The following is a 24199-nucleotide window of genomic DNA, read 5'->3' as shown; positions in this document are numbered from 1 at the left end:
AGCGTACGCCCGTGACCAACTCGACGCCTCCCGGCTGGTACCCGGTCCCTGGTGCGGACAACTCCCCCGGGTACGAGCGCTGGTGGGACGGCAACGCCTGGACGAACGAAGTCCGGCCGTTCCAGGCCGGCGCCGTGCAGCCCGGCTACGGCTATCCGGGTCGAAACATCGGTCAGGCCCCCGGCTACGGCTACCCGGGCGCGAGCCAGAACGCCCACCCGGGAGCCGGCTACGGCTACCCCGGCCCGGGCTACCCGCCTGCGGCGGGCCCCCAGCGCACCAGGCCCGGTGTGATCATCGGTGCCGTGGTCGGTGTGCTGGCCGTGGGTGGGATCGTAGCCGCGTTCGCGTTCCGCGATGGGGGCGATCCGCAGGCCGGCCCGACCCCGAGCCCGACGGTCAGTGCCTCCCGGAGCACCGGCTTGACGCCGAGCCCCGCTCCCACCCCGGCGCCCACGACGGCCAAGCCGGTGCCGCCCGTCACGGGCATCTGGCCGGACCCGCAGCACGCCATCACCGTCCCGATCCTCGACGGCTGGGCCACGGAGACCGACCGCCCGAACCTGTCATGGTTCGAAGGCACCGGCCAGTACAGCTGCAACGGCGGCCACCGCTGCGTCCGGGGGATGTTCGCCATCGGCAAGGACACGGTCCAGGGCGCCACGGCCAAGGACGCCGCCGACTCCGCGATGCCGGACTGGGCGAACGGGCTCTACCTCGGGGTCACCCAGCACACCGACTACGGTTCCGGTCCCATGAGCGTGGACGGCGTGCCCGGTTACGCCGAGCGCTGGCATGTGCAGACCTCGACCGGTACCCAGGGCTATGTCCTGCTGGCCACCTTCCCGGCCAAGGGCGGCGGCTACGTGGTGTTCAAGGGCTCGGTGGACGACGACGCGCTCTCGCCGGACAAGGCCGCGCTGGAGCAGATCCTCGCCGGCATCAAGCAGATGGGATCCTCCAGCAGCAGCTGACGCCCTGGGCCGCGCCTGACGTGCCGGCCGCATCGATCCCAGCGCCGACCGCCGTACTGCTGCCGCTCTCCGGGATCCTGGCGTCCGCAGGCCGAGCCGGGCCCCGCCCGGTAAGGGCTCAGTTCCGAACGCGTGCTCAGGACCATCCGGCCGACGCCAACGCCTCCCGCAGGTGCCCGCTGAGCAGGGCGCCCTCATCGCCGTCGGACCCCACCCGCTGGCCCCGCGGGCCCCGCAGACGGGAGACTCGGCGGGTGCGGTGCGCGCCGCACCCCATTGCCCGCGGCGTGCGCCGCACCCGAACGGCCGATGCCCAGCTGCTCCCCAGCCCCGGCCCTGTCCACCCCCCCCGAGCACCCGAAGTGGTGAGGAGGGGTGCCCTCCAAGGAAAGACTGTGATGCAGGAACAGGACTTGCGAGGTGGGCCGCCGGGCGGCCGGGTGCTGGCCGGTCCCCGGGCCCCGCACCGCGTGGTGGTGCGGAATACCGGCCCCGGGGACCGGGCCCTCTACCGGGTACTCGGCCAGGACGAGGCCGGCGTCCGGGCGGCCGAGTTCGTCCGGACGCTGCCCGCCGGGCCCGCCAAGAGCTGACCACCCGCCTCCGCGACCCGCGCTGCCGAGGTGCGCCGCCAACCTTCACAGCGCAGGTCGGAACGGACTGCGGACAGGTGGCGCAACCCGTTCTTCGGTACATTGGCAACCTGGCCTGGGGCGGTCATCAAGGTTTCCACCGGAAACCTTGATGACCTCCAGGCCGGGTCACGAGGCGTGTGATGCGGGCTGGCCGACCCGTGGCCAACGCAACGAGGCCTCGGTTGAAGGGATGACCTCGCCAAGTCGCCCTGTACCGGAGCCTCGATGTGCCGTCAGTCTGCCACCACCTGCCTCGGTGAATCGCCCGTTCGTCGCGGGAGGCGTCCCGTTCGTGAGCATCGTGTTGATCGCCGCATCGGCGGTCCTGGCCGGTGCCCGCTTGTGCGCGGCGATCGGACAGCGGGCCGCGTCCACCTCGCAGCACACGCCGGCCCGGCTCGGCGCCCTGGCCGTCGCAGGCTTCGGGGTGCGCGTGGCGCCAAGCAGGGACCGGGGCGTGGTTGGGTCGTCTTTGGGGGCGGGTCAGTTCTGGTCGTGTCGTCGACCGGGTGTCTGGGTCGACTCCGACGTCACCGGCGCAATACGCCAGGTGGTCCAGGAGGGCCGGCCACTGACCGTCGGCCTGTTCGGCGACGAGAGCCGCTCCACGAGCATCGACCACTTCATGCGGTTCAACACCAAGAGGGTGCGGTACGGCGATCGGAGTGACCGGGCCCGCGCCTCGGATGATCGCCGGGACAGACCATGGTTGATGGGAGGAATTCCGGGCCGGCTCCCCTGCGATCGGAGTCAGCACACCCGGAGGTCGGTCACGGGCTGGTTGGCCACCTCGTAGCGGCACAGGCGGTCGTTGACCCACAGGGCGACGTCGATCTGTTCGCCGGGCCTGGTCAGTTCGGCGGCGAGCCGGTCGGAGAAGGCGTCGAGCTCCTCGGGGGTCACGTGGTGGCCGGTGAACCGGGCCGTGTGCCGGACGGGCAGCTCGCCGGCGCGGTAGGCGATGTCCCACGGGATGCCGGAGGCCTCGGCGAGTGCGGGGATGAGGCGGGCGGTCCGGGCGGGGTCGGCCGGGGCCGGGTGCAGGTTCGGGGTGAGGACGGCCGGGAGCGTGGACGTGGTGGGGGCCTCGGCGGCCCACCAGACGTCCAGCTCGACGGCCGGGAGGGGCTCGGGGCCGAGGGCCGACCGGATGTCGGTCCAGTAGCTGGTCAGACTGTCGGCGTCGACGTAGAAGGCGCTCTCCACCAGCCCGGTGCGGCGCAGCCGGGCGATGATCTCCCGGCACTGGGCGCGGAGCACGGCGAACGTGTCCTCGGGGTACGGAGCGGTCTTGGAGGGGGAGAGGTGGAGCCAGTGGTCGTAGGCGTACTCGAAGGTGCGGGAGGGGGCGACGCGGTCGCTCGGGTCGGTGGAGACGGTGACCCACATCCTGCTGCGGCCGTCGGCCGAGACGATCTTCCCCCAGATGTCCGACCCGTTCCGGGGGGTGATGCCGAACAGTTCGGCCAGCTCCTCGGCGGACGGAGCCCGGCCCTCGGGCCAGCGCAGGTACAGGCCGGCGTCCACGGACATGGGGCGCTCCTTCGGGATGACGGACGGGGCTGGGGCTCGGATGCTACGGGCGTGAAAGGTCGGTCTGCCAGCGGATTTCGCCGTCCTGGAGAACAGCGAGGCGGCAGGTCGCGCCCTGCCGCAGCCGCCAGGCCGTCCGCCCGCTGGGGAAGGTGGCCAGTGGTTCGGGTCCGCTGTGTCAGCGGCGGGCTTTCTTCTTCTCCCGTGTCGGTCGGTGCCGCCCGCTCGCCCGCGGGCGGCACCAGCTGCGGACGGTGCCATGGCCCGGAACTCTCCGACGCGTTGAGGTGTGTCATCGCAGCGCTCGCGCACGCCAGTATGATCACCGCCGCATATCGGCTCGGGGCCGGAGCGACCGGGGTGAGGGGCGGACATGCAGGTGTGGTGGCGGACCCGGTCGCAGCGCCGGGCCGACTCACTGGCCGACGAGGCGAAGCGACTTGCCGCCGAGGGACAGTGGGCGAGGGCCGAAGCCGTCCTGCGGCAGGTCGTCCGGCTGCACACCGACCGGCCGGCTCTCTCCCTCGGCCTCGCCCGGAGCCTCAACGGTCTCGGTCGGGCCACGGAGGCGTTGAGGGTCCTCGCCGAGGCCAAGGCGGACGACCCGCAGGTCGGCGAGGGCGCGCTCGCCGTCTTGTTCGTCGCCCTTACCGCTCAGGCCCTGCTCGGCCTCGACCGGCCGGACGAGGCCGAGCCCCGGGCCCGGCACGCGGTCGACCTCGCCCGAGGCCACTACCACCCGAACAACCACCGGGCTCTGGAGGCCGCCACCACCCTGTGCCGCGCACTCGCAGCCCAGGACCGGCGCCACGAGGCCGAAGAACAGCTGACCCGCTGCGCCACCGCCTGGCGCGAGCACTTCGGCGCCCGGCACCCTCACACCGTGGCCGTCGAGACCGAACTCGCGGCACTGGCGCGCTCCTGACAGACCGGCCCGCAGGCTCAGGCCCATGCCTTCGGTGCCTGAGGCTTCCTTGGCGTCGCCACCGCCCTTCAGCCGGTGTCCCCAGCCTGCGTGGCCTTCATTACGGCCCCGTCCGCCGGGCGTGGTGCCGTCAGCCGGTCCTGGGCTGTGTGTGGGCGTCAGTGCGCGTTCGGCCTGGCCGCCCGCGCGCCGGACGACCGGCCTGGTTCGGCCGGGACGGGTCCCGGTTCCGGTCCCGGTCCCGGGCCGTCATCGCCTGTCGCACGGGCTGGTTCCGGGTGTCCCGGGCGCACGAGGGGCGTTCACTGCCGGCGGAACTGCCGGATCCGCGGACGGTGCGGCGAGGGGCCGGTCGGCACGGTGCGGGGGCGGGGCCGGCACCGTGACGGCCTCTCCGGCCAGTCCCGGCACCCAGGTGGTGCCGTCGTCCCGGCGCGGTCGCACCGCGGTGAGGTAGTCGCGTAGGGCGGCGAGGGCCGGGTGGGGGTTGTCCGCGTGCCAGAGCAGCGAGTGGGGGTAGACCGGGGTGGGGTGGTGCAGGGGGATGCGCCGCAGGTCGTGGCCGGCCGGCCAGACGAGCGGGGTCCGCTCGCCGAGGAAGGTGGCCAGCGAGTCGGAGCCGGCGATGGTGTCGAGGAGTGCCTCGATGCCGAAGTCGGGTCCGATGGTGTCGAGGGTGATGCCGAAGGCGGCCGCGAACCTGTCGTAGTAGGCGGCCCATTCGGTTCCGGGGGCGTTGCCGGGCATCCAGGCGCGCTGTCCGGCGAGCTGCACCGGTGTGACCGTCGCGGCGCGGGCCAGGGGGTGTGCCGGGCCGACGCACAGCTGGAGGGCCTCGTCGTACACCGCGATGCATTCGATGTCTTCGGGCAGAGGGCGCCCGGGGGCGAGGACGGCACGGAAGGTGGCGTCGACGGAGCCCGCCCGGAGGGCGGCGACGGCCTGGTCGAGGTCGAAGAGGGTCACCACGTCCAGGGGCAGGTCGGGACGGGCGGTGTGGAAGTCCCGCAGCAGCCCGGCGGGGCCGACCCGGTGACCGACCACGTCGACGCGCAGGGCGCGGGCTCCCGGGCGCACCGACGCGACCGCGCGTTCCTCGGCCCGGAGCAGGGTGCGGGCGTGGGGGAGGAAGGCCTGGCCGTCGACGCTCAGCTCGACGCCGCGCCCCGTCCGCTCGAACAGCCGCACCCCGAGGTCCCGTTCCAGTACGGCGATGCGCCGGGAGACGGCCTGCTGGGTGAGGCGGAGGTCGTCCGCGGCCCCCTGGAACTGGCCGGCCTCGGTGACGGCGACGAACGTGCGCACAGCGTTGAGATCCACACCTGACAACCTACCGATACAAGCATTGCTTGTGGCTCACCCGCCATCTGGTTGTTTGATCCGCCATCACTGCCTCGATTTAGATGACCCGGGCCAACGGATGGTTGTACCCGACAAGACGCCCCAGTCACGAGGTGGCCCACGCATGCCTGGTTCCGGTTCCTTCGTCCACCTGCACAACCACACCGAGTACTCGATGCTGGACGGCGCGCAGAGCCTGCGGCCGATGTTCGGTGAGGTGGCACGACAGCGGATGCCCGCGGTCGCGATGAGCGACCACGGGAACATGTTCGGGGCCTACGAGTTCGCCCGGGTCGCGAAGGACTTCGCGGACGTCAAGCCGATCATCGGGATCGAGGCGTACGTGGCTCCCTCCTCACGCTTCGCCCGCACACGCGAGTTCTGGGGGCAGGGCGGCCGCCGCGCCACGGGCGAGGACGGCGAGGGCTCCAAGGACGTCTCCGGCGGCGGCCGCTTCACACACATGACCATGTGGGCGAGCACCGCCCAGGGCCTGCGGAACCTGTTCTGGCTCAGCACACAGGCCAGCTACGAGGGCCAGTTCCCGGCGGGCAAGCCGCGTATGGACCGCGAGCTGATCGCCGCACGGCCGCACGGCATCATCGCCACCACCGGCTGCCCCTCCGGCGAGGTCCAGACCCGGCTGCGGCTCGGCCAGTACGACGAGGCGAAGGCCGCCGCCGCGGCCTACCAGGAGATCTTCGGCCGGGAGAACTACTTCCTGGAGCTGATGGACCACGGCCTGCCCATCGAGCACGGGGTCCGAGACGGACTGCTGCGCCTCGCCCGCGAGTCGGACATCCCCCTGCTGGCGACCAACGACGCGCACTACACCACCGAGGACCAGGCCGACGCCCACGACAACCTGCTGTGCATCGGCGTCGGCAAGAACAAGGACGCCCCCGACCGCTTCCGCTTCAACGGCTCCGGCTACTACCTCAGGACGGCAGAGGAGATGCGCACGCTCTTCGCCGAACTCCCGCAGGCCTGCGACAACACGCTGCTCGTCGCCGAGCGGATCGAGTCCTACGGCGAGGTCTTCGACCACGTCGACGAGATGCCGCAGTACCCGGACGTCCCCGGCGGCGAGACCCAGGAGTCCTGGCTGCGCAAGGAGGTCCTCAGGGGACTGGCCGCCCGCTACGGCGACCCGGTCCCCCCGCACGTGCTGGAGCGCTTCGAGACCGAGATGACGGTCATCGGCCCGATGGGTTTCAGCTCCTACTTCCTGGTCGTCGCCGACATCTGCCGCTTCGCCCGGGACAACCGGATCCCGCTCGGCCCCGGCCGTGGCTCGGCCACCGGATCCATCGTCGCCTACGCCACCCGCATCACCGAACTGTGCCCGCTGGAGCACGGTCTGCTCTTCGAGCGCTTCCTCAACCCCGAACGCATCAACCCGCCCGACGTCGACCTCGACTTCGACGACCGCCAACGCGAGCGCATGGTCCGCTACGTCATCGACAAGTACGGCGACGAGTACACCGCTCTGGTCAACACCTTCGGCAGGATCAAGGCCAAGAACGCCATCAAGGACTCCTCCCGCATCCTGGGCTACCCCTACGCGCACGGCGAGCGCATCACCAAGGCACTGCCGCCCGACCAGAACGGCAAATCCGCCCCGCTCGCCGCGATCTTCGACCCCGCCCACCCCCGGTACGCGGAAGCCGGCGAGGTCCGACGGCTGTACGAGAACGAGCCGGACGTGCGCCGGGTGATCGACACCGCCCGTGGGGTCGAGGGCCTCACTCGCGGCACCGGTGTCCACGCGGCCGCCGTCATCCTCTCCAAGACGAAACTCACCGACCGCATCCCCCTGCACATGCGCGCCGCCGACGGCGCGAGGATCACCGGCTTCGACTACCCCTCCTGCGAAGCCATGGGCCTGGTCAAGATGGACTTCCTGGGCCTGCGCAACCTCGGCGTCATCGACCAGGCCATCGAGAACATCCGCGCCAACCGAGGCATCCATCTGGCCACCGTCGCACCCGCCACCAGCGACCCGACCACCACCGTCATCCCCCTCGACGACGCCAGGACGTACCGGCTGCTGGCCGACGCCAACACCCTCGGCGTCTTCCAGCTCGACGGCGCCGGCATGCGCGCCCTGCTCAGACTGATGGAACCCACCCGTTTCGAGGACATCGCCGCCGCCAACGCCCTCTACCGCCCAGGCCCGATGGCCGCCAACGCCCACACCAACTACGCGCTGCGCCAGAACGGCAAACAGGAACCCACCCCGATCCACCCCGAACTCCACCAGGCCCTGGAGCCCATCCTCGGCTCCACTCACCACCTGCTCGTCTACCAGGAGCAGATCATGGCCATCGCCCGCCAACTCGCCGGCTACACCCTGGGCGGCGCCGACATGCTGCGCCGGGCGATGGGCAAGAAGAAACCGGAGGTCCTGGCCGCCGAGTGGGAGAAGTTCCACGCCGGCATGCGGGCGGGCGGCTACTCCGACGAGGCGGTCAAGGCCCTGTGGGACGTGATGCTGCCGTTCTCCGGCTACGCCTTCAACAAGTCCCACACCGCCGGCTACGGCCTCGTCTCGTACTGGACCGCCTATCTCAAGGCCAACCACCCGGCCGAGTTCATGGCCGCCCTGCTCACCTCGGTCGGCGACGACAAGGACAAGGCCGCCCTCTACCTGGCCGACGCCCGGCGCAACCGGGTCCGCGTCCTGCCGCCCGACGTCAACGAATCCGTCGCCGAGTTCACGGCCGTCGGCGACGATGTCAGGTTCGGCCTGCGCTCGGTGCGCAACGTCGGCGACGGCGTCATCGAGGCGATCACCGACGCCCGTCGGAACAAGGGACGCTTCACGTCCTTCGCCGACTTCCTCCACAAGGTCGAGCTGCCCGCCCTCAACAAACGGGCCGTCGACTCCCTGATCAAGGCGGGCGCCTTCGACTCGCTCGGGCACACCCGCCAGGGCCTCGCCGCCGTCCACGAGAGGGCCATCGACGCGATCATCCCGGTCAAGAAAGCGGCCGGCTTCGGCCAACACGACCTCTTCACCGGCCTCACCGCCACGGACGACACATCAGCCGCCCTGGGGCTCGACATCCCAGTCGACGACACCGAATGGCCGCGCCGCCAACTGCTGGCCACCGAACGGGAGATGCTCGGCCTCTACGTCTCCGCCCACCCCCTCGACGGCGCCGAGCACGTCCTCGCCGCCGCCCGCGACTGCTCCATCGCCGACCTCCTGACCTCCGCCCGCACCACCGGCGACGTCCGGCTCAGCGGGCTGATCACCAGCCTCCAGCACAAGGTCACCAAGAAGGGCAACCCCTGGGCCGTCGCCACCCTGGCAGACCGCGACGCCGGCCTGGAGGTCCTCTTCTTCCCCGCCGTCTACCCGCTCGTGCGGCACGCCCTGGCCGAGGACAACGCCGTCACCGTCCACGGCCGGATCGAGGACCGCGACGGCAGCCTGAACCTCCATGGAAAAGAACTCGCCCTGCTCGACCTGTCCGCGGCCGAGCACACCGGCGGGCCGCCGGTCCGGCTCCTCCTGCCCGCCCACCGGATCACCCCGCAGTCCGTCGCCGAACTCAAACGGATCCTCGCCGCCCACCCCGGCGACACCCCGCTGCGGCTCGTCGTGCGCGACCCCCGCAAGACGACCGTTTACGGTCTGCCCGCCACCGTGAACGCCGCCACCATCGTCTCCGACATCAAGGCCGCCTTCGGCGCCGAGGCCTGGGCGGGCCCGGCATGACACCCCCGACCGGACTCCCGCCCGCCGTCGAGGTCAGAACTTGCCCATGCGTTCCTCGCGGCGGTGGACGCCGATCCGGCGCCGCGCGAACCCGCCGTCGGCTGTGGCCGCCGTCCGGCTCACCCGGGCCGCGCAGAGGAAATCCGGTAGGAGACACCCGCTCCGCCGGGCCAGAATGACCGCATGCCGCACGAAGCCGATCAGCTGCTCGCCGACCTCGACCCGCTCTCCCACCCGGAGCGCCAACGGCTCCTCGCCCGCAGGGCCCGGGAGCTCGACCCCGACGGCGAGCTTCCCGGGCTGCTGTCCGACCTGGAACGCTCCGGCGTGTACGGCCGGCGGCTGGCCGCGCTCGCGGCATCGGCCGGCCGCGCCACCGGCCACCTGACCGAGCGGCTGACCGACCCCGACCCGGTGGTCCGCGGATACGCCCTGCGCGCCGCCCGCACCCAGGGCATCCCGGACGAGGCGATCGAGGAAGCCTTCACCGGAGCCTCCTGCACCCTGCGCAGGCAGCTTACCCGGGTCGTCCGGCACGGCCGCCGACACCGGCTCGCCGAGCGGCTGGTGGGCCGCCTGCGCGCCGAGTGGGGCGACGCCGAGGCCGCCCGACTGCTCTCCGCCTGCAGTCCCGCGTTCGTCGCCCGGACCCTGCCCGACCTCGCGCACGCCGCACCGCTCGCACCCCTCGCCGCACGCTTCCCGGACGAGGTCCTGGACCACCTGGAGCGGGTGCTCGCCGAGCGCCCCGAGACGTTGCGGCTGGGGCAGTGGCCTGCCCTGGCCGACGTCCTCGGTGCCACCGTACGGGCTCGCCCCGAACGGGTCCTCGACCTGATGGAGCGGCACGGTCCGGACCTCCCGCTGCGCCGTGATCATCTGCCGCCGCTGGCCGCCACGGACGCCGAACGCACCGTCCGCATCCTCGCCGACCCGCGGCGCGGCGCAGTCGGGCCGTACACCACACCGCCCACCAGCGGCACACTACGCCGACTCGTGCGCGCCGACCCGCCCTCGCTCCCCGCTCTCGGCCGCTACTGGCTGGCCGCGCCCCGCTGCTTCGCCGCCCTGCTGCGCACCCTTCCGCCGGGCCGGCGCGACGCGTTCCTCGACCTCGTGTACGCCGACGCCCTCCCGCGGGAGGCCGAACTGTCCTTTCTGCTGCCACTGTTCCCGCACGCCCGCCGCCATGCCGAGGCGCGGCGGCAGGTCGCCGCACGCCGTGCCGAGGGCCGCCCCTGGGCCCAGATCGCCCCCGTCCTGGCCTACCTGCCCACCGAGGAGGCCCAGCCGGAGCTGCGGGCGGCCCTCTCCTGCCCGGACGCCGACGACCGGGCCGCCGCCTGGACTGGCCTGCTCGCCAACGCGGCCGCCTCCGACGACCGGGCCGCCATCCAGGACACGCTCGGTCTGCTCCCGCGGCTGCGCAACGAGCAGGACCCGGTGCGCTGCGCGGCGCTGACCGCGCTCGTCCAGGTGCCCGCCCGGTTGCTGACCCCGGCGGCGGTGCCCGTCCTCGACGCCGCCGTGCGGGACGCAGTCGACGCCCGCGACTGCTCGTACGCCACCCGAGCCGCCCTGCAGCGGCTGGTCGCCGAGGTGCTGCGCGAGCACGCCGTCGCCGACGGGGCCGAGCTGGTCGACTGGGCACTGCGGAGCCTGCGGCGGATCGCCGGGCAGACCGGCACGGTCGAACTCGGCCGACTGGAGCACCGGCTGCGGCGGGGCCAGGAACACTCCGTGTTCGCGACCCTGCGGCCATGGCTGGACACCATGGCCGACACCGCGGAGTACTGGCTGTTGTTCGCCCTGGCCCGCTCGCTCGGCCGACGGGCCCGAGGCGTCCCCGAGCTGCAGGAACTCCTCCTGCACGCCCTCCAGTTCGGGTCGGACGGCGCGTTCACGACGGCCGCCGCCCTGTGGCTGGACGACCCGCGCACCCGCGGCGCCCGGGTCGCCGAGATCCTCGAACTCGAGCCCTCCGCCGCCGTCCTGTCGCCGGTGCAGAACGTGCTGGTCGAACGGCGCACCGACCTGCTCGACCCGCTCCTCGCCCCCGTGCCGCCGTACGGGAGGTTCCTGAAGCGCCCGGAGCGGGCGGCCCTGCCCCCCACCTGGTCGGCGAGCCGCTGGACCCCGCGCCAGTGGCGGGCCGCCGCCGGGCTCGCCGCCGCGGCGGCCGAGGACACCACCCGGCCGCTGCACGCACGGGCCGCGGCCGTCCACGCCGCCGCCGCGATCCCCGAGCACGGCGAGGCGGTCGTCCGCGCCCAGGTGGACTCCGCCGAGGTGGTGCTCGCCGAGGCGGCGCTCGCCGCACTGGCCTGGACGGACCGGCCCGCCGACGCGCTGTGCGACCTGCTGGCCCACGCGGGCGGCGACCGCGCCCGGGTCGCGGTGTACGCGGCCACCCGGGCCGCCCGGTTCGCCCCGCCCCACGAGCTCGCCGAGCACCTCGGCGCCCTGCTGTCCGGAGCACAGGGCAGCAAGGTGACCAGCCGCAAGGAGGCCGTGCGGCTGGCCGCCGAACACCTGCCGCCGCAGAGCGCCGCCGACCTGCTGGTCGCCGCGTACCGCGTCGAGGGCCAGCACCGCGACGTGCGCGCCGCGACGGTCGCCTTCACGACCGGCCTGCTGGACGCCGAACCGGTCTGGGAGCTGCTCGCCGACGCCGCCGGGCAGGCCCCGCCGCCCGTGCGCCGCGCCGTCCTACGGGCCGATCCGGCGCACCTACCCGAGGCCCATCGTGCCCGCTACGCCCACCTGGTGGCCTCCGTCGCCGCTTCGGCCGACCCGGAGGTCGCGGCGCCCGCCCTTGCCGCGCTGCCGCGGTGGGCCGCCTGGGCCCCGGAGACCGCCGACGTGGCCCGACGGGCCGTCACCGACCCGGCGAACCGCGGCGGCTGGCGGGAGGCCGCAGGCGCCGTCCGCACGCTCGCCGCTTCCGGGCTGCCACACCCGCTCGGCGGCGCCGCCCCCGGCAGCCTGCTGCACCGCACCCTCGCCGAACTCGCCGCCGCCGCGCGGACGGACGATCTCCACGCCGGGGACGACCGGGACCTACCGGCCCGCCGGAGGCTGGCCCACCTCGCCGACCTCCCCGCCGACGACCGCCACCGGCCGCTGCTCGCCGGCGCCGCCGACCTGCTCGCGGCCGAACCCGACCTCGCGACAGTCAGGGCGGCCATGCTGCGCCGGCTGGTGGACCCGGCGGCTGGACCGCAGACGCTGGCAGACGCGCTCGGCGCGCTCGCCGACGCCCACCGAGGCCGGCCGGCGGCGGCCGCGCTCACCGCGCTGACGCTGCTGCGGGAGCACGCCTCGGGCCCACTGCCGCCGCCCGGGACACTCGACGCGCTGGCGCGGACCGCCCGCCGGAACGGCGACACCGGCCCGGCCGCCGGGCTGTTCGCAACGGCGCTGACAGAGGCGTTCGGAGATCGCCTCGGCTGGCCCCGGGAGTGGCAGGCCCTGCTGCGCGAGCTGCGCCGCCACCCGTCGGCGGACGTTCGCGAGCGCGCCCTCGCGGCCGTCATGCATCGGGAGTGATCTGCGGCCGCGCCGACCGCTCCGGGCCGTGGCGACAACGGGCTCCGGATCTGCTCACCCGAAGGTGCCGGGGGACCCGGTTGCGGGTTCGACCCACTGCCGGGGCGACGCGCAGGCACCGCCCGCGGAAGCGGTGCCAGGGCGGCCCGGCCGGCCTCCACGGCGGCGTCCGTCATGGAGGCCGGCGCGGGCAGCTCGCGCTCCAGCTCGCCGGGCACCGCGCCGGGCATCGCCGCGGCCGGCGCGACCCGCTCGCCCATCGCCGGCTCGGGCAGCGCCTCGGCGAAAGGGCTGCCCGTGACGACACCGGTGCCGAGGTCGTACGTCGGCCCCTCGGCCAGCTGCCCCTCACCGGCCCGGGACGTCACATCTCTTCCGTGGCACCCCCGACCAGCGCGTCACCGAGCGCGGTGCGGCGATACAGCACCGCGCGGCCGGAGCGCGCCCGGGCCAGCAGGCCGGACGCCCGCAGGACGGCAAGGTGGTCGCCGACCGCGCCGGGGGCCATGCCGAGGCTGCGGGCGAGCTGACTGGTGCTGGCGGGCGTCCCCAACTCCGCCAGCAGTCGCGCCCGGGAGCGCCCGAGCAGGGCGGCCAGCGTGGCCTGCGCGTCCGGGCCGGGCGCGGCCCGCTCCCAGAGTGTCGAGGTGCCGCGCGCCAGGTAGACGAGCGCCTTCGGCCAGGGCTCGTCGTAGAACGCCGCCACGCCCGGCCAGACCAGCACCGAGGGGACCATCAGCAATCCCTCCCCCGAGAGGTCGACTACCGCGTTCTCGGAGTGCAACGGCACCTGGAGGCTGAGCCCGCTCCACACCAGTCCCCGGTCCAGGCCCTCGATCGCCTCCCGCCAGCCGCGCTCGCCGATCACGCCGACGCGGTGCACCACGTCGCGCTCGCAGATCGCCCGCAGCTGCGACCAGTCGGGCGCCATCAGGTCGTTCCAGGCGCGATCGAGCGCGTCGCCGATCAGGTCGACCACCTCGTCCGAATCCAGCAGCGCGCGCACCTGCGGGTCACGGACCGGCGCCCGGCGTCCCAGCCGGTCGATCTCGGCCCGGGCGACGGAGAGCGGGGTGGCCCGGATGGCCGCCAGGTCGTCGGCCCAGGTCTGAGCGAGCCCGCGCGGCGGCGGGGCAACGAAGTTGGCGCCCGAAGAGCTGGTCTGCAGGGCCAGCACGGCGTCCAGCGCAGTCTCGCGGCGAAGGCGCGCGAAGCCGGGCGCGAGACGCGCGGCCCACCCGCCCGGCAGCGGTGCGCCCATGCCGCGAAGACGGCGCAGCAGGCCACAGAGCTCGAAGGCCGGCGAGAGCGCGAAGCGGCTGCGCAGCAGATCCTCGGCGGTGGCGGTGTAGCGGAGCACGCCTCAACAGTAGACCGCGCCCGCAAGACCTTACGTGCTGGGGCGAATCATTCGCGGTGCACCGGCCCTTGGTACGACGCTGCTCCGCATGACGACCGCTTCCCCACCCTCCCCGGCGCAGTCGGCCGCCGCGCGACGTACGACCTACCGCGAGGTGCTGGCCGAGCCGTTCTTCCGGCTGCTCTTCGTGACCCGCGTGGTCGGCGTGACGGCCGGCTCGTTGCGGATCACCACCTTCTCCGTGCTGGTCTTCACGGGTACCGGCTCCGCGTTGCTCAGTGCCCTCGCCTTCGGAGCGGGTTTCCTCCCGCAGCTGTTCGGCTCGCTGCTCTTCGGCTCGCTGGCCGACCGTCTGCCGCCCCGGGCGCTGATCGTCGGCGGCTTCCTGGTGGAGGGTGCGGCGGCGGCGCTGCTCGCCCTGGTCCGGTTGCCGACGGCGGCCGGCCTGGCTTTGGTCGCCCTCGTCGCGCTCGCCACGCCGGTGTTCAGCGGCGCCTCGGCCCGGCTGGTGGCCCGTTGGCTGAGTGGTGACGCATACGTGCTCGGACGCTCCCTCAACAACCTGGCCTCCAGCGGCGCGCAGCTGTTCGGCCTGGCGCTCGGCGGCGCGGTCGTCGAGGCCCTGGGCCCGCGGCAGGCGCTGGCGATCGGTGCGGCGCTGAACCTGGTGTGCGCGGCGGCCGTCCGGCTGCGGATGCCACTTGTCCCTGTCGAGCGGGAGGAACGGGGCGACGCGAGCGGCAACACGGGTGGCAACACGGGTGGCGGCGCCGTGCGGAACAGTCTGCGCGGCGGCACCACCCTGCTGCGCGACCGCGCGGTACGCCGGCTGATGCTCGCCCAGTGGCTGCCGAGCGGCTTCGTCGCGGGCGCGGAGGGACTGATCGTCGCCTACACGGGCACACGCGGCTTTCCCGCCGGCTCCTACGCCATGCTGCTGGCCTGCCTGCCGGTCGGCATGCTCCTGGGCGACCTGCTGGTCGGCCGCCTGCTCCGGCCGTCGACGCGGGAGCACTTGGTGGTGCCGCTGATCGCGCTGATGGGCGCGCCACTGATCGGCTTCGCCGTGGAGCCGGGCCGCTTGCCCGCGGCAGCACTGCTGCTCTGCACCGGCTGCGGCTTCGCCTATGGCCTGGGCCTGCAACGGGAGTTCCTGGCGGTCCTCCCCGAGCACGGCCAGGGCCAGGCCTTCGGCCTGCTGGGCTCAGGCCACATGACGTTGCAGGGCGTCGGCCCCGTCTGCTTCGGCGCGATCGCCGCGGCGAGCGGCACGGGCGGCGCGATGGCCCTGGCAGGCGCCGGCTCGCTGCTCACCGCCGCCTGGGTCCTCACCTGGAGGCGCGCCAGACCCGCAGCGGGCCCGAGCGCGTGAAGCCCGCGCGTTCGACGGTGGTGAGGTCCGAAGCCTCGCCGTAGCCGATGACCGTCAGCCGGTGACGCCGTCGGTGAGCTCGCGAACGATGTCCAGGTGGCCTGCGTGACGGGCGTACTCCTGGAGGACATGGAACAGGATCCAACCCAGGGTGGGCCGCGGGGTGCCGTCGTCAGGGAAACGGCCTCCGGGCGCGGCGACGGTGGACAGGGGCGTACCCGACACGATGGCTCGGGTGTGCTTGCCACCCGCGTGCAGCGCGGCGAGAAGTTCGGCGGCTGTTTCCTGTGGTCCGACGTACCAGCGGTCGGCCGGGCCACGGTCGCCCCAGGGCGCTGAGACCTGTTCGGCCCGGAAGCCCCAGCGCAGCCAGCGCTGCTCCATCCCTGATCTTGCAGGGTATCCCCGGCTTTAGCCGGGGAGGGAATGCATCCTTGGCCGGAGCCGCGAAGCGGCGGAGCTCGCTGCGTTATGCGCCTATGGGCTGTCAAGCGGTGGTGAGCCATTCGCGGTAGGCGTTGGCGAGGTCGTCGTCTCGGCGGATTCCGCGTTCGAGGGTGGAGATGGTGGCGGGCCAGACTCCGAAGTGCCCGGCCACGGCGGTGAGGGTGATGTTCTTGGCCTGTCGCAGAGGCCGTAGGTCGGCGATGCCTGGGACTGCGACGGTCGTGGTCAGGCAGCGGAAGATCTCCCGGGCGATGGCCCGTTTCAGGAGCCGGATGACCTCCTTCTTCGTCCGCCCGGTCTCGGTCTGGCGGACGACGTAGTCGCGGGTGCGCCGGTCGTGCGTCGAGGGCCTTCGTGAGGGCCTCGTGCTCGGCGGTGAGTTCCTTGACGCGCCGGGCGAGGCTCTTGAGCGCGGCCAGGACCGCGACGTGGACGGTGTCCCCGGCCGGCCGCACCCGGGCCAGGGCGTCGGTCCGCTCTTTTGCTTTGAGCCGCCCGTACTTGGCGCGGATCGCCTCGGGTGCGGTGATCAGGATCTGCCTGATCTGGTTCAGGGCGGCGGTGCGTGCCTTGACGGCGGAGCGGGAGGCGTTGTGCAGGGCGCGTATGCCGGCGACGGTGTCGTCCTTGGGCGCGCTGGAGGCCCGTTCGGACAGGGCTGCGCGGGCGGCGGCGTAGGCGTCGATGGGGTCGGACTTGCCGATGCGGCGGCGCTCCGCCCGGTCGGGGCGGTTGACCTCGACGACCTGGTGCCCGTGCACGCAAGCTTCGCAGGTGAAGCCGGTCCCGTAGGAGGCGGTGCCATCCACACCAATGGCGAGCACGTGGCCGTGGGCGTTCAGGAAGGCCAGGGCGGCGGCATATCCGGCCGCTGTGGTGGGGAACTCGGCGTCCGCGAGGTGGCCGCCGTTGTCGCTGACGACCGCGACGTGGATGGTGTCGGCGTCGGAGTCGACCCCGCCGAACACGTCCTGGCCCGCTGTGTCCTCAGCAACCGCTGGTGTCATGCTGATGATGCCTTCCCTAGCCGGAGGTTGGCGCCGGCCGGGTGGCGCAGACAGGACATTGAGGGGGCTTCTGGACCCTGCTCCTGACCTGTTGAATCGGGTCCAGACGCGCGGTCTGCAGCCGTAGCGTCCAGGGTGTCGGTCGGCACGGGCCCGCAGTGCTCCTTGCCGCCCTCGGGTTGGCTCTCTGATAGCGTGCCGCCGCCGGCCGACACCCGCGCGGTGTGGCTCGACAGAGGCATGGATGTGACACCACTTCAAGTCAGGATGCCCACCGCCGCCCTCCTCCCGTCGCTTCGAGCGCAAGGCCGGCCGCGCGTGATCCTGATCGGTATCGATCCGCACAAGTCCTCCCACACCGCCGTCGCCGTCGACGCCTCCGGCCGCCAGCTGGCTCAGCGCCGGTTCGTGGTCAACGCCGGCACGTTCCGCCAGCTCATGGCCTGGTGCGAGTCCTGGCCCGAGCGGCGCTTCGCCGTCGAGGGCGCCGGCGGCCTCGGCCGCTCGCTCGCCCAGCAGCTCGCGGCCGCGGGCGAGCACGTGGTCGACGTGCCGTCTACCCTGTCTGCCCGCGCGCGGCTGCTGGGCACCGGCGGTAACCGCAAGACCGATGCGGCCGATGCCCGCCACGTCGCCCAGGTCGCCCTGTTCCGCCCGGACCTGCGGCAGATTGCGCCCGAGGATCAGTCGACGGTGCTGCGGCTGCTGACCGAGCGGCGCGACGACCTGGTCCACGAACGCACCCGTGTGCTCAACCGGCTGCACGCCGTCCTGCGCGACCTGCTGCCCGGCGGCGTGCCCACCGGCCTGTCCGTCGACAAGTCCGCCGCCGCGATGAAGCGCATTCGCCCGGTCACCGCGACCGACGGCTGCCGCCGCGACATAGCCCGTGACCTGCTGGCCGACCTGCGGCGCCTGGACCGCCTCGTCAAGTACAACGAGGCCCAGATGCGCGATGCGCTGGCCGCGACCCGCACCACGCTCACCAGCCTGCCGGGCCTGGGCACCGTGCTGGCCGCCAAGGTCCTCGGCCACGTCGGCGACATCACTCGGTTCCCCACCGAGCATCACTTCGCCAGCTACACCGGCAGTGCACCCTTGGACTTCTCGGGGGGTCCCGGACCTGTGGCGTGACGTCGGTTCAGGGCGCCTCGTTGGGAGTCGGAAGCCGGTTCTCGGGGGGTGTTGCTCTGTGGCTGGTCGTTGCCGAGTTCACAGAGCCCGAGGTGAGAAGTGCGAGCGTTTCCGATTCGTGCCGTCCGGAGTGCGGTACTGGACAGTTGTCGATGACCGCTTGGAGGTTGTACGTCCGGCTGACCGTTGGCTTCGCCATCTGCGGTTCGGGCAGAACCGGGCGGAACTAACGACCAAGGGCTACGCCGGAGATGCCGCCCTGTACCTCACCTGGTGCGTGCGGACCGGGCGGCAGTGGCCGGAGGCGGCCCAGGACCTGGGCTTGTTCATGGTGTGACTGCAGTACACCCCGATCGAGCCGGACGGCAGCATCGGCACGGTGCGGATGGGGCCTGGAGCCGAGCCGGTGCGAGGCGAGCGCCGGGTCAACCGAATCCTGACCGGCGTCCGGGGTTTCCTCACCCACGCGATCCGCGACGGCGCGGCGCCGAAGTGGGTGCTGGGCGTGCTCTACGAGCTCGCCGACACCCGAGGCCTGCCGCAGGAGGCGCGGGGCGAAGGGACCGGCCTGGCCTACCGGCTGAAGGCCCGGCACCGACTCCAGGAGCCGGTGTCGGCGGTTGACCGCACCAGCGATGAGCAGGTGGTGGCGATGTTCCGGGAGTGCCGCAATGCCCGGGACCGCCTGATCGTGCTGCTGCTCTCCCGCGTCGGGCTGCGCCGCGGTCAGGTCGCGGGGCTGCGCCGGGAAGACTGCCACCTCCTGATCGACTCGCGGGCGCTGGGCTGCACGTCGGAGGGAGCTCATCTGCACGTGGTGCGCCGGGAGAACTCGAACGGGGCGTGGTCGAAGTCGCGGCGCCGATGGGTTCAGCCGGTGGACTTCCTGGTGGTGCAGGCCTTCGACCAGTACGTCGCCGAACGTCACGAGCGGCTCGGCGTGGGCGGCAGCGACTTCCTGTTGGTGAACCTGTTCCGCGCGCCGCTGGGATCACCGGTCACCCCGGACGCGATCGGCGACCTCATCGAAGCCCTGGCCGCCCGGGCCGGCCTGGAAGGGCCGGTCGCGCCGCACAGGATGCGGCACGGGTTCGCGAGCAACGTCGCCGACGCCGGCGGCACGCTCGATGAGATCCAGGCTTTGTTTGGCCAGAACCATCCCGCCTCTGCCCAGCCGTACCTGCACCCGGCACCCACCCGCCTGCGGGAAGCGGTCGAACGGGTCGCCAGCCCGCGCGAGCTGACCGCCGAGGGCACCCGGTGACCGCCACCCTGCCGGCCCGGACCGGCATCGGGAGCGGCGATCCGATCGTCACCGCGTTGTGGGCGGCGGTAGAGCAGGAGTTCCTGGAGCTGCTGGGCTGGGACCCCGACGTTCGGGTGCTCCACTTCCCCAAGGAGCACCCTCAGATGGGCGTCCCCGTCTGCATCCACCCCGGATGCGGCCGGGCCACCACCTACTCCTGCGGCCTGTGCTCGGGCTGCAGACCTCGTTGGCAACGCAGCAACCTGCCCATCGAGGAGTACCTGGCGACCGCCGAAGTCAGGCGCGGGCGCCACTCTGGAATCGGCGAGTGCATCGTGCCGGGCTGCCCGCGGCCCTGGCGGACCTCCGCCATCCAGCTGTGCACCGCCCACCACCACCGGCGCATCACCGTTTTCAAACTGCCCATGGAGGACTTCCTCGCCCACCCCACCACGGCCCCGCTGCTGGCCATCGGGCGCTGCCGGACCGCCGCGTGCCTGCGCCAGCGCTCCAGCGAGGTCGCGCAGTACTGCGAGGCCCACCTGTCCCGGCTGCGAGCCCTGCGTCGGCGGCACGGCACCGTCGACGAGGAACACTGGCGGCGCACCGCCGCGCCCATCGACGTGGGCCGGGAGGTCAACCTGCGGGGACTGCCGGAGCGGGTCGTCGCGGAGGTCGTTCTCGGTCTCCAGTAGCGAGTCCGCGACGGCGCCCGCACCTGCTACTACAAGCTCCGCCCGTTCTGCGACCTCCTGCGCGAGCGTCAGGTCGCCGCAGTCGAGGACCTGGTTGCCGATGGGCTGCACGGCCTGAACCGCCAGCTGCGCACCACGATCGTCCGGGACTGCGAACGGGCCCGCATGACCCCGGAGAGCGAGCGCCGCAAGGACGTCTGGGACCTGCTGGCCTTCGGGCAGACCGGCTGGCTGTACTTCACCAAGATCAGCCAGCCCTGGCTGCGCGAGGCGGCCAAGCAGTGGGCGCTGGACGACATGCCGCGCCGCCGCGGCAGCAGTGTCGGTACCGCCGTCCAGGCCCACATCCGCGCCCTGAACCGCCTGTCGGAGAGCCTGAGACTGCAGCGCCCCGACCGGGGCGAGCACCTCACGCTCCTGGGGCGCGACGACATCGTCGCTTACCTGAACCGCATGGCCTACCTCGAACAGCAGGGGACGGTCACCCTCAAGACCCGGCGGGAGCACTGCGTCGACCTGCGCAGGATGCTGACGCGGATGAGGGCGATGAGCCTCACTCGCCCGGGCCGACTCCTGCACGGGCTCGCGGACGACTTCGCGCTGGGAGTGGACGACGTCCCGGCCGTCCCGGACGAGGACGAAGTCGGGCACGACCTGCCGGTCGAGGTCATGCAGGCCCTGTGCGCGCACCTGCCGTGGCTGGAGCAGGGCCACGAGCGCGAGATCCGGCTCGCTGTCGAGCTGGTCATCGACACCGGGCGCCGCCCGGTGGAGATCTGCCGGCTGGCCTTCGACTGCCTGGAGCGCGACGAGGCGGGCAAGCCGGTGCTGGTCTACGACAACTTCAAGTCCCACCGCTACGGGCGGCGCCTGCCGATCGCCGAGGCGACCGCCGGGCTGATCACTGCCCAGCAGGACCGCCTGCGCGCCAAGTACCCGGACACACCGCCCGGTCGCCTCAAGCTCCTGCCGACGTCCTACCGCTGCCTGGACGGTACCCGCCCCATCAGCGTCGCGCGCCTGCAGGCCCTGCACCGTGCCTGGGTCGAGAGCCTGCCGCAACTGCGGGTGCCGACCAAGGTCGAGGTCGACGGGCAGCCCGTCACGCACCTGCTGGAGTTCGACAAGAACAAGATCTTCCTCTACGCCTACCGCCACACCTACGCCCAGCGCCACGCCGACGCCGGCGTTCCCCCGGACATCCTGCAGCAGCTCATGGACCACGACGAAGCCGTCACCACCCAGCAGTACTACCGGGTCGGCGAGCAGCGGCGCCGCGAGGCCGTCGAACGGGTCACCGCGATGCAGTTCGACCGCCACGGCAACCGGGTCTGGCGCACCGTCAAGGCCCTGCTGGACACCGAGCGCCTGCGCCGAGCCGTGGGCGAGGTCGCCGTCCCGTACGGGCTGTGCAGCGAACCGTCCAACGTCGCCGCGGGCGGCCACGACTGCCCGGTCCGATTCCGCTGCGTGGGCTGCGGCCATTTCAGCACCGACGTGTCCTACCTTCCCGACCTGGAGGCATACCTCGCCGACCTCCTGCGGAACCGCGAGCGCCTGGTGGCCGTGGTCGAAGCCGACGCGTGGGCGAAGGCCGAGGCGATGCCCTCCGACGAGGAGATCCGCCGCGTCCGCCGCCTGATCAACCGGGTGAAGGACTCCGTCAACGAGCTCTCCGAGCAGGAGCGCACCGAAATCGAGCAGGCCACCGCTCTGGTGCGGCGTGCGCGCAACAACGTCGTCCACCTTGGCCTGCCAGCCGTCCGCCAGCCACTCGTCGACTTCCGACCGGACAGGACCTCGTGACCACCACATCCATGGCCGACGGCCGGCGGGCGGACTCGGCCCGCCGGCGCCAGCGCGTCATCAAGGCCGTCGCCGCCGCCGTCAAAGCTGGCACGCCCATCACCGTCTCGGGTATCGCCCGCCAGGCCGGTGTCGACCGGGCCTTCCTCTACCGCCACAAGGACCTGCTCGCCCGGGTCCACGCCGCCGATTCCGAGCCGAGGGCCGACAGCATTGGCCCTCTCGTCACCCGCGCCTCACTCCAAGCCGACCTGGCCAACGCCCAAGAACGCGCCGGCCGTCTCACCGCAAGGATCCGGACCCTGGAGGGCAAGCTCTCCGAACTCCTCGGCGAGCAGACGTGGAGAGACTCCGGACTCGGCGGACCCGATGACATCGACCAGCTCAAGCGCCGCATCACTGCCCTTGAACAGCAAGCGGTCGATCTCACCGGTCAACTGGAAGAGCGCAACGAAGAACTCCAGGCCGCCCGAGCTGCCAACCGCCAGCTGATCAGTCGGCTCAACACGAGCCACTGACCCCGGACGCGGGGGCGGTGGGACAGTGATCACTTCCCACTGCCCCCGCAGCGACGAGCTGGAACGCCTCAATGCCATCCATGGGGGTGCCATCGGGACGGAGCCCGAATGCAGCCGCGAGAACGGCGGGGAGATCCGCCTCGGGGACAGCGACGCGCAGTTCCGCGAGGATGTCGGGAAAGTCGGCGTCGTCGATGAAGCCCAGGTACTCCTGGCGCAAGCGGTGGATGACCTCCACCAGCTCGGGCCTCAGCCGCATCCAGGCGCGGGACGTCCGGATCTCCCCCGCGACCTGGTCCATGAACCAGTGCATGACCTCGTACGGGATGTCCAGGTGCCGTCCTTGGGGATCGAAGCACACCGTCGGCTCGCGCGCCGGATCTTCGTCGGGGATGACCGCGGTCACCACGGCCCGTTGCTCCCGGACGAGGTCCAGTTCCAGGTACCAGGCGTCGTCAGCCACGGAGTACATCGCGGTGATCGCGTAGTCACGGCTGGGGTGGGTGACCAATGTCCTCAGACCTTCGGGTCGATTGGCGGTGTGGTGTGGACCTCGGCGTCCAGGGCCAGCTGCAGGCCGGCGATGGCGAGGAAATCGGTGAGTTCGATCCAGCCGCCGTCGGTTCCGTCGTCCCAGCTGGTCCAGAGCCTCGACTCCTCGCCGTCCCAGGTGTCGACGTCCTCGCTCGGATGCTGCTCGACGGTCCCCTCGCCGTGCCGGTACCGCAGCTACAGGTACTGGCCTGTGGTCGTCCAGGCGTCCCACTGCGACGGGCAGCCCCCGGAGGTCTGCACTACTCGCGCGAGGGTCACATCCTCGTGTAGGTGGGCCTCGACAGTTCCCAGATGCTGGTCGTGGGCGATGAGGAGGTCGTCCACGAGACCGAGCAGGCGGATGCTGCCGCCGGGGAACTGGAGCGTGAGGCCGGCCGTGAAGCTGACACGGCCATCGTTGTAGCCGATCTGCCGAACCGAGCGGATTGGCCGCCCGACGAACCGGGTCACTGGAACGTCCGGCGAATCGTCGGTCACGGAGACGCTGCCGTGCTCCTCCATCGAGTACGGTCCGTGCGGCTGGTCGGCTCGAAGAGACACGCCCGTCGAGGGCGTGTGGAACAGGACCGGGCCCAGACCCTCCAGGTGAAGCCACAGATGGACAAGCGACGGATCGTCGTCCGCGTAATGATGCCAAGCCGTGGTCACCTTCAGCAGCCGCCTCCCGATCAGGTCGGCGGCGAACAGCTCCTCATCGTCGATCACCCGCCGATGCTCGCACGGCCTCACCCATAGGACACCCGAATTCCTGACCGGCTGCCGTCGTCAGGACCCGTCCCACCGGCTTTGCTGGCGACCACGGACGAGTGAAACCAGCGGCTATCCCTTGCGCCACACCTGTGGCGCTGCCTACTTTTCTCGGTCATAGCCACTGAGCTGCGAGGACCCGACAAGGAGTCCGCCTCAGGATCGGCGACCACCCGAGAACTCGCCGCCTCCAGCGGCAACAACGTCCGCCACAGGCTCAACACCGGCGGCAACCGCGCGCTGAACTCGGTCCTGCACGTGATCGCTGTCGTCCAGATTCGTGACGGCGGCCACGGGCAGGAGTACTACCAGCGCAAGATCGCCGAGGGGAAGACCCCGTCCGAGGCCCGCCGGGCCCTCAAGCGACGCCTGTCCAACGTGGTCTATCGGATCATGAAACGCGACCGTCGCACCCAACTTGCCGCAGCCGCTTGACACACAGAGGCGCTATCAGGTCATGTTCCGCCCGGCCGGAGCCATGAGAACAGGTCCCGGCGGCCGGACAGAACAACCCGAAGACAGCCCAGCAGGGCGTCAGTCAGTGGCAGAGCCACGACCACCGGAACCTGAGTATCAGCATCAATGTCAGTGGCGTGCACTAGCTTGATCACATCTACCGAAGGGGGGT

At 72.2% G+C, this 24199-nt stretch carries 18 protein-coding genes and 1 pseudogene; 12 read left to right on the top strand and 7 right to left on the bottom strand.

What is annotated here, in order from left to right; genetic code table 11:
- Window positions 1-11 precede the first annotated feature (11 nt).
- A complete protein-coding gene (locus ACIRRH_RS37185) occupies window positions 12-974 on the top strand; it encodes a DUF2510 domain-containing protein (protein WP_403076496.1) in 963 nt (320 codons plus the stop codon).
- A 398-nt stretch (window positions 975-1372) separates the two neighbouring features.
- On the top strand, window positions 1373-1567 hold the full coding sequence (locus ACIRRH_RS37180) for a hypothetical protein (RefSeq protein ID WP_403076614.1): 195 nt from the start codon (window positions 1373-1375) through the stop codon (window positions 1565-1567).
- A 792-nt stretch (window positions 1568-2359) separates the two neighbouring features.
- Here ACIRRH_RS37180 and ACIRRH_RS37175 read toward each other — a convergent pair.
- Window positions 2360-3142 carry a hypothetical protein gene (locus ACIRRH_RS37175; RefSeq protein WP_403076493.1) on the bottom strand — a complete coding sequence of 261 codons (783 nt, stop codon included), beginning with the start codon at window positions 3140-3142 and terminating at the stop codon, window positions 2360-2362.
- 373 nt (window positions 3143-3515) lie between these two features.
- Between ACIRRH_RS37175 and ACIRRH_RS37170 the strand changes: the two genes are divergently transcribed.
- Window positions 3516-4067: a tetratricopeptide repeat protein gene (locus tag ACIRRH_RS37170; RefSeq protein ID WP_403076490.1), complete on the top strand. Its 552-nt coding sequence runs from the start codon at window positions 3516-3518 to the stop codon at window positions 4065-4067.
- Window positions 4068-4316: 249 nt separating this feature from the next.
- Here ACIRRH_RS37170 and ACIRRH_RS37165 read toward each other — a convergent pair whose 3' ends face one another.
- Window positions 4317-5387 (bottom strand): LysR family transcriptional regulator, encoded by a 1071-nt coding sequence (locus ACIRRH_RS37165; protein WP_403076487.1) that lies wholly within the window; start codon window positions 5385-5387, stop codon window positions 4317-4319.
- A 145-nt stretch (window positions 5388-5532) separates the two neighbouring features.
- Here ACIRRH_RS37165 and dnaE point away from each other — a divergent pair, with 145 nt between their 5' ends.
- Window positions 5533-9135: a DNA polymerase III subunit alpha gene (gene dnaE / locus ACIRRH_RS37160; RefSeq protein WP_403076485.1), complete on the top strand. Its 3603-nt coding sequence runs from the start codon at window positions 5533-5535 to the stop codon at window positions 9133-9135.
- Window positions 9136-9318: 183 nt separating this feature from the next.
- Window positions 9319-12684, top strand: a complete 3366-nt coding sequence (locus tag ACIRRH_RS37155) for a hypothetical protein (RefSeq protein WP_403076484.1) — start codon at window positions 9319-9321, stop codon at window positions 12682-12684.
- A gap of 364 nt (window positions 12685-13048) precedes the next feature.
- Here the strand turns inward: ACIRRH_RS37155 and ACIRRH_RS37150 are convergent, their stop codons facing one another.
- Window positions 13049-14044, bottom strand: coding sequence for an ArsR/SmtB family transcription factor (locus ACIRRH_RS37150; RefSeq protein WP_403076482.1), 996 nt, complete (start codon window positions 14042-14044; stop codon window positions 13049-13051).
- A gap of 88 nt (window positions 14045-14132) precedes the next feature.
- Between ACIRRH_RS37150 and ACIRRH_RS37145 the strand changes: the two genes are divergently transcribed.
- A complete protein-coding gene (locus tag ACIRRH_RS37145) occupies window positions 14133-15416 on the top strand; it encodes an MFS transporter (RefSeq protein ID WP_403076480.1) in 1284 nt (427 codons plus the stop codon).
- A gap of 54 nt (window positions 15417-15470) precedes the next feature.
- On the opposite strand, the gene ACIRRH_RS37140 is transcribed toward ACIRRH_RS37145, so the two are convergent.
- Window positions 15471-15800, bottom strand: a complete 330-nt coding sequence (locus ACIRRH_RS37140; RefSeq protein ID WP_403076477.1) for a DUF664 domain-containing protein — start codon at window positions 15798-15800, stop codon at window positions 15471-15473.
- 605 nt (window positions 15801-16405) lie between these two features.
- Window positions 16406-16870, bottom strand: a pseudogene (locus ACIRRH_RS37135) (transposase); the annotation flags it as partial.
- A gap of 318 nt (window positions 16871-17188) precedes the next feature.
- Here ACIRRH_RS37135 and ACIRRH_RS37130 point away from each other — a divergent pair.
- From ACIRRH_RS37130 to ACIRRH_RS37110, 5 genes are all read left to right on the top strand, one after another.
- A complete protein-coding gene (locus ACIRRH_RS37130) occupies window positions 17189-18004 on the top strand; it encodes an IS110 family transposase (RefSeq protein ID WP_403076475.1) in 816 nt (271 codons plus the stop codon).
- A gap of 406 nt (window positions 18005-18410) precedes the next feature.
- Entirely contained in the window at window positions 18411-19268 is an 858-nt protein-coding gene (locus ACIRRH_RS37125; protein WP_403076473.1) for a tyrosine-type recombinase/integrase, read from the top strand.
- Window positions 19265-19945: a hypothetical protein gene (locus ACIRRH_RS37120; protein WP_403076471.1), complete on the top strand. Its 681-nt coding sequence runs from the start codon at window positions 19265-19267 to the stop codon at window positions 19943-19945. Before ACIRRH_RS37125 ends, ACIRRH_RS37120 begins: the two co-directional genes overlap by 4 nt.
- 165 nt (window positions 19946-20110) lie before the next feature.
- Window positions 20111-21751: a tyrosine-type recombinase/integrase gene (locus tag ACIRRH_RS37115; RefSeq protein ID WP_403076469.1), complete on the top strand. Its 1641-nt coding sequence runs from the start codon at window positions 20111-20113 to the stop codon at window positions 21749-21751.
- A gap of 11 nt (window positions 21752-21762) precedes the next feature.
- Window positions 21763-22269 (top strand): DUF6262 family protein, encoded by a 507-nt coding sequence (locus ACIRRH_RS37110; protein ID WP_403076467.1) that lies wholly within the window; start codon window positions 21763-21765, stop codon window positions 22267-22269.
- On the opposite strand, the gene ACIRRH_RS37105 is transcribed toward ACIRRH_RS37110, so the two are convergent.
- The gene (locus ACIRRH_RS37105) at window positions 22253-22741 is read right to left on the bottom strand and encodes a hypothetical protein (protein ID WP_403076603.1); all 489 of its coding nucleotides are present in this window, start codon (window positions 22739-22741) and stop codon (window positions 22253-22255) included. The genes ACIRRH_RS37110 and ACIRRH_RS37105 overlap by 17 nt on opposite strands.
- A gap of 257 nt (window positions 22742-22998) precedes the next feature.
- Window positions 22999-23529: a hypothetical protein gene (locus ACIRRH_RS37100; protein ID WP_403076464.1), complete on the bottom strand. Its 531-nt coding sequence runs from the start codon at window positions 23527-23529 to the stop codon at window positions 22999-23001.
- A 132-nt stretch (window positions 23530-23661) separates the two neighbouring features.
- On the opposite strand from ACIRRH_RS37100, the gene ACIRRH_RS37095 reads away from it, so the two are divergent.
- A complete protein-coding gene (locus tag ACIRRH_RS37095) occupies window positions 23662-24006 on the top strand; it encodes a transposase (RefSeq protein WP_403076600.1) in 345 nt (114 codons plus the stop codon).
- Window positions 24007-24199 lie beyond the last annotated feature (193 nt).

The organism is Kitasatospora sp. NPDC101235 (assembly GCF_044767505.1).
Taxonomy (GTDB): domain Bacteria; phylum Actinomycetota; class Actinomycetes; order Streptomycetales; family Streptomycetaceae; genus Kitasatospora.
This window is presented reverse-complemented; position numbering and strand designations above follow the sequence as displayed.

What these genes read in the sequence shown, in the direction of transcription:
- ACIRRH_RS37180 (WP_403076614.1), top strand. Translation starts at nt 1,373, where the DNA reads ATGCAGGAACAGGACTTGCGAGGTGGGCCGCCGGGCGGCCGGGTGCTG.
- ACIRRH_RS37175 (WP_403076493.1), bottom strand. Translation starts at nt 3,142, where the DNA reads ATGTCCGTGGACGCCGGCCTGTACCTGCGCTGGCCCGAGGGCCGGGCT.
- ACIRRH_RS37170 (WP_403076490.1), top strand. Translation starts at nt 3,516, where the DNA reads ATGCAGGTGTGGTGGCGGACCCGGTCGCAGCGCCGGGCCGACTCACTG.
- dnaE (WP_403076485.1), top strand. Translation starts at nt 5,533, where the DNA reads ATGCCTGGTTCCGGTTCCTTCGTCCACCTGCACAACCACACCGAGTAC.
- ACIRRH_RS37155 (WP_403076484.1), top strand. Translation starts at nt 9,319, where the DNA reads ATGCCGCACGAAGCCGATCAGCTGCTCGCCGACCTCGACCCGCTCTCC.
- ACIRRH_RS37145 (WP_403076480.1), top strand. Translation starts at nt 14,133, where the DNA reads ATGACGACCGCTTCCCCACCCTCCCCGGCGCAGTCGGCCGCCGCGCGA.
- ACIRRH_RS37140 (WP_403076477.1), bottom strand. Translation starts at nt 15,800, where the DNA reads ATGGAGCAGCGCTGGCTGCGCTGGGGCTTCCGGGCCGAACAGGTCTCA.
- ACIRRH_RS37115 (WP_403076469.1), top strand. Translation starts at nt 20,111, where the DNA reads ATGACCCCGGAGAGCGAGCGCCGCAAGGACGTCTGGGACCTGCTGGCC.
- ACIRRH_RS37110 (WP_403076467.1), top strand. Translation starts at nt 21,763, where the DNA reads ATGGCCGACGGCCGGCGGGCGGACTCGGCCCGCCGGCGCCAGCGCGTC.
- ACIRRH_RS37105 (WP_403076603.1), bottom strand. Translation starts at nt 22,741, where the DNA reads ATGTACTCCGTGGCTGACGACGCCTGGTACCTGGAACTGGACCTCGTC.